The organism is Phascolarctobacterium succinatutens (assembly GCF_958453765.1).
GTDB lineage: Bacteria > Bacillota > Negativicutes > Acidaminococcales > Acidaminococcaceae > Phascolarctobacterium_A > Phascolarctobacterium_A succinatutens_B.
This window is the reverse complement of the sequence record NZ_CAUDZA010000016.1, coordinates 36892-45542: the sequence shown is the minus strand read 5'-3', so window position 1 is coordinate 45542 and position 8651 is coordinate 36892. Positions and strand designations below refer to the sequence as shown.

Sequence of the window (8651 nt, the reverse complement as noted above, 5' to 3'; positions counted from 1 at the left end):
GGTAAAATTTGTCAGAGAGTAACATTTTGTTACGTACCCTTGTTTCTATGGTTCCAAATGCTCATTCGCTAAAATTGCTATTCCCTACACGATATACCTTTCGCTCAATTTACCAGAGTTCTATGTGTGACAGGCAATCAGCATCCTCCTGCGTACTCACTTCTTGGATGCGCACGCAAGAATGCAACACTTCGATGATTCCGGACACTTATTCGCTGAAATTGCTCTTCCTTGCACGATATATCCCTCGCTCAGTTTACTATGATAACAGCCATCTTACATATTATTAACACTTTGTCAACAGCGTCAAAATTGCATCTGTCGACGTTTAAGGCTATTTGTGTTATAATATAGAGCAGTATTTGAGTAATAGAGATTAACGGATTTCCCGTATTAAAGGAGTAACTAAAATGCGTATTGTAATAGCTGGTGCAGGCAAGCTTGGCTTTAGTATTGCACAGCTTTTAGCTGAAGATCAGTTTGATGTAGTAGTTGTAGAAATCGACCCCAAGCGCAAGGACGTCATCCAAAATACTTTGGACGTACTGGCGATTGAAGGCAACTCCTGCAGCCCTACTACCTTTGCTGATCCTGATATCAGTGCTTCCGATGTGCTTATCGCCTGCACAGATAGTGATGAAGTAAATATGGTGACCTGCCTGATGGCCAAGAATCATGGTATTAAGCATACCGTTGCCCGTATCCGCAACGTGGATTATGCTATCCATTCGCCGGAAATGCTTAAGGATGATATGAAAATTGACCTCGTAATCAACCCTGAGCGTATTACCGCAGGTGAAATCGACCATATTCTGATGACACCCTCTGCATTGAACGTAGATGACTTTGCTGACGGCAAGGTGCGCATGTTCGAAGCTAAGGTGAAGGAGGATTCTCCAATCGTTAATATACCGCTGAAGGATTTGAATATTCCTAAGGATATCCTGATGGCCATGGTTTTCAGACGTCATCAGATGATAATTCCTCATGGTAATGATTACGTAATTCCGGGCGATAACGTTTACTTCGTAGGCAAGCATGAAGCAATCCGTGAGTTTGAAAATTCCTTCTCCAATACTTATGAAAAGCTGGAGAAGGTTCTCATCATCGGTGCAGGCCGCACAGGTCGCTTTTTGGCTCCCATGTTGGAAAAGCAGGGCATTCAGGTAAAGGTTATCGAAAAGGATAAGGACCGTTGCCAGCTTTTAGCTGCTAAGCTGAAGCGAGGTTTGGTTTTGTGCGGTGACGGTACCGATATTGACCTTCTGATTGAAGAGGGCGTTTCGGAAGCAGACGTTGTTATCTGTCTGACCGAAGATGATAAGCTGAACCTTTTGCTGGCACAGCTGGCCAAGCATCTGGGCGCACGTAAGACCATCGTGCGTGTTGCACGTAACGAATATATCGAGCTGATGGAAAAGGTTGGCGTAGACATCGTACTGTCTTCGCGTCTTTTGAGTGCAGGCGAGGTATTGCGTTTCGTCCGCAAGGGTGGTATTGTATCCGTATCACTGTTGGAGGGCGCACAGGCCGAGGCTTTGGAAATCATCGTCGGCGAAAACAGCGATGTAGACGGTGTGGCAGTGCGTGATATGAACCTGCCGCCGGAATGCTTGCTGTGTGCTATTGTGCGTGGTAATGAAGCCTATATTCCTAATGGTAATACTGTCTTGCATGCCAATGACCGCGTAATTCTCTTTATCAAAAGTGAATTTTCCAAGACTACAGTACCGTTATTTGAAGGCCGGGGCGCTTAATTATGGATTCAAGGCTTGTTAACCGTTTATTAGCCAAGCTGACAATAGCATTTTCCTGTATATTGCTGGTGCCACTGATTGCTGCATTACTTGCAGACAGGGAGCATATATGGATTTTTATATTTACGCTGATTACAACGAGCACTATCGCTTCGCTTTTTAACCTCTTTGGCAGCAGAAGACCGCGTCAGCGCCTGCGTGTGCGTGAAGCCATTGCGGTCGTAGGCTGCGGTTGGCTGCTGGTCTGTCTGATGGGAGCACTGCCGTATTTGTTTTTAAATCCGGCGGATCCGATTGCGGCGGTTTTTGAAAGTGTTTCCGGTTTTTCTACTACCGGTGTTACTACCGCACTTTCTTTTAACGATTTTCCGCCTAGCATCCGTGTTTGGCGCTGTCTGACGCACTGGACCGGCGGCATCGGCGTTATCATGCTGTTTATTATCATCATGCCGCAGATGAACAGCGGTACAAGCTATCTGTTCAACGCGGAGCTTCCGGGTGGTACGGCTGAACGTACTTTGCCGAAAATCAAGGAATCTGCCATGATGATTCTCTTAATCTATGTTATTTTAACAGCAGTGGAGGTTGCCTTACTGCTGCTTGCAGGTTTGCCGATATTTCAGGCGCTGAACCTGGCGTTGGCAACTATGGCGACAGGCGGCTTTTCATATTATCACGATAGCCTGATTTCCTTCAGGTCTGTTTATGTTGAGATTATTGCTATTGTTTTTATGCTGATTGCCAGCATGAACTTTTCGTTGTATTATAAAATCTGGCGTGGCGATTGGGCGTCCGTGCGTCAGGACAGCGAACACAGATATTATCTGCTGATACTCACAACAGCGGCTGCACTTATCTGTGGCAATCTGTATTTTTCCGGTTATATGGATTTTAACAGCGCTCTTCGTCACAGTATTTTCCAGGCTGTGTCTATCGGCAGTACGACGGGCTATGCGTCGGACGACTATAACAACTGGCCCAGCTTCAGCCGCAGCGTTCTGCTGATGCTGATGTTCATCGGCGGCTGCAGCGGTTCAACCGCAGGTGGCATTAAGATTACGCGTCTGGTTATCCTGCTGAAGGCAGGCTGGGCAGAGCTGTTGCGTACTCTGCACCCGCGCATCGTTTATTCCATCAGAATGGGTGAGCGCGAAATCAACCCGATTATCGTCGGCAATATTACGCGTTTCTTCTTCCTGTATATTTTGGTGTTTATTGTGCTGACTATCCTGATTTCCCTGTCGGGGATACCGATAATGGAATCAATGGGCTTGATTGCTGCCTGTATGAGCAGTGTAGGTCCGGCCTTCGGCATTGTAGGCCCGACATCTACATATAATTGCCTTTCGGATTGGGCACGCTTTATCAGCATTTGGGCGATGATTTTGGGACGTCTGGAAATTTTTACGCTGCTGGTTATCATGCGCCCGGACTTTTGGCGCGATAAGCAGAACTGGTAACGGCAGGAGGTATAGAAGATGAATGCAAAGGTTATAATATATCTCCTGGGAAAAATTTCTGCCGGCCTGGCAATTGCACAGCTGTTGCCGCTTTTGATGTCTGTTGTTTACGGCGAATATGCTACCTCCAGAACCTTTATCTTTTCCATAGCGGTAGCTGTTATTTTGGCCGGAATCTTTGATTACTATGGTGACGGTAGAGGAGCACGTAATTTATCCGTGCGCGAGGGTATCGGCACGGTATTCTTTTCGTGGCTTCTGGCCGCTGCTTTGGGTGCACTGCCATATTGCTTTGACGGCATTTTGAACCCCGCCGCTGCCTATTTTGAAAGTATGTCCGGACTGACCACTACCGGCGCAACGGCGATTGCCAATCTTGACATAGTATCGCGCAGTTTGCTCTTGTGGCGCACGCTGACGCACTGGATTGGCGGTATCGGCATCATCGTGCTGTTCGTAGCGCTCCTGCCGCAGATTGCCGGCGGTGCTGTGTATCTTTTTAATGCGGAGGTCAGCGGCTTTTCCAACAGCCGTATTCTGCCGCGTATCCGTACAACTGCAGTAGCGTTGTTCTATATCTATCTGCTGTTTACGATTATTCTTACCGGTATGCTGGCAATTTTGGGCATGAGCACCTATGATGCTGTCAACCATGCCTGCTCTGCGATTGCTACCGGCGGTTTTTCTACCTATAATGATAGCATTGCGCATTTTCACAGTGCGGGTATTGAGATTGTTACCGGTCTGTTCATGATTTTGGCGGCAGGTAACTTCGCCTTATACTATCAGGTTACGCAAATCGGTCTGAAGGTTTTGTGGCATGATCTGGAATTCAAAAGCTACATTGTGTTGCTGACTATTTTCACTGTTTTAATCAGCATCAACATCATTATGGTGAATGGCTACAGTGTGGCAGACGGTGTGCGTGAAGCCTTCTTCCAGGTGGCTTCCTTCGGCAGTACTACGGGTTATGTTTCGGCGGACTACGACCAGTGGCCGTCTTTCTCTAAGCTGATTTTGGCTGTAACCTTCCTGACAGGCGGCTGCGCGGGCTCTACTGCCGGCGGTATTAAGGTCTGCCGTTTTATCGTACTGCTGAAAACTGTTATGGCGGAGCTGCGTCGCACTATGCATCCGCAGATGCTGCTCAACGTTTACTACGCTAAAAGACGTCTGCCGACAGAAACGATTATCAACGTCAGCCGTTTCTTCTTTGTTTATGTTCTGGTTATAGCTATTTTGACGATGCTGCTTTGCTTAAGCGGTGTAGATGTAGATGAGGCCGTTTTTGGCGTGGCCTCCTGTATTTCCAGTGTCGGTCCTGCATTTGGCAGTATCGGCGCTACGGGTAACTATGCCGGTGTTACCGGTATGGGACAGCTGACGCTGGCGTTGGCTATGCTCTTGGGACGCTTGGAGCTGTTTACCGTGCTGGCATTGCTGCGTGGTGAATACTGGCGCAGCAGCAAGAGATGGTAAAGTAAATATTGGGGGATGAATAAAGTAAATCTGATATGCTGTAGAAGCGGTGCGTCGGATTTTTTCGCCTAACACCCCCTTCTCCCGGAAAACTGTAATATGCGTTACAATTTTAAGTCAATTTAAAAAATTATGAGAAATTTTTCACAAAAAGCAGGATAAATAGGCAATATCAGCGAAATACTTGTCATAACAAATGCCTGATAAAGGGGGATTTATCATGAAAGAGTACACAGGAGATAAGATTAGAAATGTGGCCATTGTGGGTCACGGTGGAGCAGGAACCACGTCCGTTACCGAAGCCCTGCTGTATCGCAGCGGAGCAATCAGCAGAATGTGCAAGGTTGAAGACGGTGCTACCACCACTGACTATGAACCCGAGGAAATCAAACGTAAGGTCTCCGTTAACGCCACTTTGGCACCTGTTGAATGGCGTGATACCAAGATTAACTTCATCGATACTCCCGGCTTTGCTGACTTCGTTGCCGAGGTTAAAGGAGCTTTTAGAGCAGTAGACAGTGCGTTGATCGTGGTTTGCGCAACCAGCGGTGTACAGGTTGGTACCGAACAATGTTGGAAGCTGGCTGAAGAAGCCGGTTTGCCGCGTATCATTTTTGTCAACAAGATGGATCGTGAGAACGCTGATTTTGATAGCATTTTGGATAACCTGCGCGGTAAGTTCGGTAAGCATGTACTGCCGTTACAGCTGCCTTTGGGCAAGGAGGACAACTTCCAGGGTATTATAGACCTTTACAAAATGAAGGCCTATCGTGCCAACGGTAATGGCTCCGATGAAATAGAGATTCCGGATGAGTATAAAGAGGCTGCTGCTGCTGCTCACGAAAAGATGGTAGAGGCTGCGGTTGAAGCAGATGACGATTGCATGATGCGTTATTTGGAAGGAGAAGAGATTAGCGACGAGGAAATTATGAAATGTCTGATTAAGGGCATTCGTCAGGCTATCATCTATCCTATGCTTTGCGGCAGTGCCTACAAGAACATTGGTCTTGGCCGATTGATGAACGCAATCATCGACTTTACCTATCCGGCAATTTTGAACGACTATATCGTTATGGATAAAGAAACCGGCGAAGAAGAAGTGCGTGACGCCAATGCTCCGATGGCGGCGTTGGTATTTAAGACAACTTCCGACCCCTTTGTTGGCCGTCTAAGTTATTTCCGTGTATTCTCAGGCTCAATTAAAGCAGATAGCGTAGTTTATAACTCCCGTCGTGAAGAAGAAGAGCGTATTGCCAATATCTTCACAATGCGTGGTAAGACTCAGATTCCTATGAAGCAGGTTCCTGCCGGTGATATCGGTGTAGTTGCCAAGCTGCAATATACCTCTACCGGTGACACCCTCTGCGACAAGAATTCTGAGGTTGAATTCCCGCCCATTAACTTCCCGCTGCCGATGTACACCAGAGCAATTTATCCTAAGAAAAAGGGTGATGAGGACAAGATTATGTCCGCTCTGAATCGTCTGATGGATGAAGACCCGACGATTATCGTTACCAAGAACCCTGTTACCAAGGAAACCTTAATCAGCGGTATGGGCGACCAGCACATTGATATAATCATGGAGCGTATGCAGCGTAAATTTGGTGTTGAGGCTATTTTGAAAGCACCGATTATCGAATATCGCGAAACTATTCGTGGCTCTGCCGAGGTAGAAGGCAAGCACAAGAAACAGTCCGGCGGTCATGGCCAGTATGGTCACGTAGTTATTAAAATGGAACCCCTGCCGCCCGGAGGTGGATTTGAGTTTGTAGATAAGATTTTCGGTGGCGCAGTACCTCGCCAATATATCCCTGCTGTTGAAAAGGGCATGCGTGAAGCTATGGAAAAGGGTATCCTTGCAGGTTATCCGGTTGTAGATATGCGTATCACCCTGCTTGATGGTTCGTATCATACTGTCGATTCCTCTGAAATGGCATTTAAAACTGCTTCCAATATCGCCTTCAAGAAGGCCATGGAACAATGCAAGCCGGTGTTGCTTGAGCCTATTTACAGCTTAAACGTAACCTGTGCCGATTCTATGATGGGCGATGTTATCGGCGATTTGAACTCTAAACGCGGTCGCATTCTCGGTATGCAGAGCGTAGAAGATGGCTTGAGCGTAGTTAATGCTCAGGTACCCTATGCAGAGATTTCGGAATATGCCGTAGACCTCCGCGCAATTACCCAAGGTCAAGGAACATTTGAAATGAAGTTTGACCATTACGAAGATGTTCCGCCTAAGATGGCAGAAAAAATTATCGCTGAACATAAGGAAGCATAATTAAACCTGCGACAACTGAATAAAGCGTTTATGGGACTGCCGACTGACGTGAGTCAGCCGGCAGTTTGCTGTTGGACTAAGTTTTGTTTCAGCTTCATTTAAGTTATGCCTGCGACAATAATACTGCAGCCGCTGCTATTGACTAAGCGGAATAAATATGCTAAAATCTACAGTTGAGTACGAAAGATGATCGCGGCTGGCTTTAAGCCAGATGAGGAAAGTCCGAGCTCCACAGGGCAGGATGCCGGATAACGTCCGGCGAGGGTGACCTCAGGGATAGTGCCACAGAAATGTGTACCGCCTGCATTTGCAGGTAAGGGTGGAACGGTGCGGTAAGAGCGCACCAGCGGTCTGGTAACAGGCCGGCTAGGTAAACCCCATCCGGAGCAAGACCAAATAGGGGAGGGATGAAGCTGCCCGCTGAGCCTTCCGGGTTGTGTCGCTTGAGCTTGCAGGTAACTGTAAGACTAGATAAATGATCATCACCGCTTCGCGGAACAGAACTCGGCTTATTGAGTACTCATACCTTGCAAAACGGCTGCCTGATGGCAGCCTTTTTTGTCTGATTTTATTTGAGCAGATTTTTTGGCAGAAGAATAAGTGGTGTAATATAATGAAGAAAAAAGTTTCTTTGGTAGTGCCGGTATTTAATGAAGAAGATAACCTGCACGAATTTCACAAGCATGCTACCGCTGTTATGCAGCAGGAAGCCTATGATTACAATATTATATTTGTCGATGACGGTTCGCGTGACAGCAGCGCGCTGATTCTGGCGGAGCTGGCGGCGCAGGACGAGCATGTAGAGGCCTATCTTTTGAGCCGTAACTACGGCCACCAGATGGCGCTTACCTGTGGCCTTGATCATGCCGACGGTGATGCGGTTATCACCATGGATGGTGATTTGCAGCATCCGCCAGAGCTGATTCCGGAGCTTTTGCGCCTTTGGGAAGCTGGCAATGAGATTGTGCAGACTAAGCGCATTGCTACGGAGGATGCAGGCTTTTTCAAGAACCTGACATCTGCAGCCTACTATAAGATTATCAACACTTTATCTAAAGTAGAAATTACTCCCGGCGGCAGTGACTTCCGTCTGATGGACAGGATTGCGGTTGATGCCTTCAAGTTGTATCGTGAGCGTGCGCGCTTTATACGCGGTCTAGTAAATACACTCGGCTTTCACGTTGCTGTAGTGGAATTTGTAGCACCGCCGCGCTTTGCGGGCCGCTCCAAATTTAATCTGCACAAGATGCTGCACTTTGCACTTGACGGTATTACGGCCTTTTCCAACCTGCCTTTGCGCTGGGCTTTTTACATCGGTATTGTTTTCGGTATGTGCAGTATTCTGCTTTTGGGCCATGTTTTTTATGTGAAATTTGTGACCAAGGATGCCGTTCCGGGGTGGGCAACTACTACAGTCAGTGTTTTGTTTCTTGGAGGAATTCAGCTTGTAGGGATAGGTATCCTTGGCGAATATATTGGGCGTATCTTTGAAGAAATCAAGCATAGACCACTATATTTAGTGGCGCGCCACCTGCAAAAATGTAACAAAATAAACGATAATAAAGCAAAATAAGCGCATTAATATTATAACAAATTAGGATTTTACAGAAACGATATTTTGTGGTATAATAAGTATGTCTTAGAAAAGAAGAAAGGATGTAGGTGCCAGTGGTC

General features: G+C 46.9%; 5 protein-coding genes and 1 other RNA gene. All 6 read left to right on the top strand.

From position 1 onward, the window contains the following. The first annotated feature begins 410 nt into the window (after nucleotides 1-410). Entirely contained in the window at nucleotides 411-1757 is a 1347-nt protein-coding gene (gene trkA, locus Q7Q81_RS07400) for a Trk system potassium transporter TrkA (protein WP_210684386.1), read from the top strand. A 2-nt stretch (nucleotides 1758-1759) separates the two neighbouring features. Then, nucleotides 1760-3217, top strand: coding sequence for a TrkH family potassium uptake protein (locus Q7Q81_RS07395; protein ID WP_304274936.1), 1458 nt, complete (start codon nucleotides 1760-1762; stop codon nucleotides 3215-3217). 18 nt (nucleotides 3218-3235) lie between these two features. Then, on the top strand, nucleotides 3236-4696 hold the full coding sequence (locus tag Q7Q81_RS07390; protein ID WP_293810125.1) for a TrkH family potassium uptake protein: 1461 nt from the start codon (nucleotides 3236-3238) through the stop codon (nucleotides 4694-4696). Between the two features lie 220 nt (nucleotides 4697-4916). Then, a complete protein-coding gene (gene fusA, locus Q7Q81_RS07385; RefSeq protein ID WP_210684389.1) occupies nucleotides 4917-6977 on the top strand; it encodes an elongation factor G in 2061 nt (686 codons plus the stop codon). Nucleotides 6978-7151: 174 nt separating this feature from the next. Continuing rightward, nucleotides 7152-7504: RNase P RNA component class A (gene rnpB, locus Q7Q81_RS07380), an RNA gene on the top strand. Nucleotides 7505-7590: 86 nt separating this feature from the next. Further along, nucleotides 7591-8550, top strand: coding sequence for a glycosyltransferase family 2 protein (locus tag Q7Q81_RS07375; RefSeq protein WP_304274933.1), 960 nt, complete (start codon nucleotides 7591-7593; stop codon nucleotides 8548-8550). Nucleotides 8551-8651 lie beyond the last annotated feature (101 nt).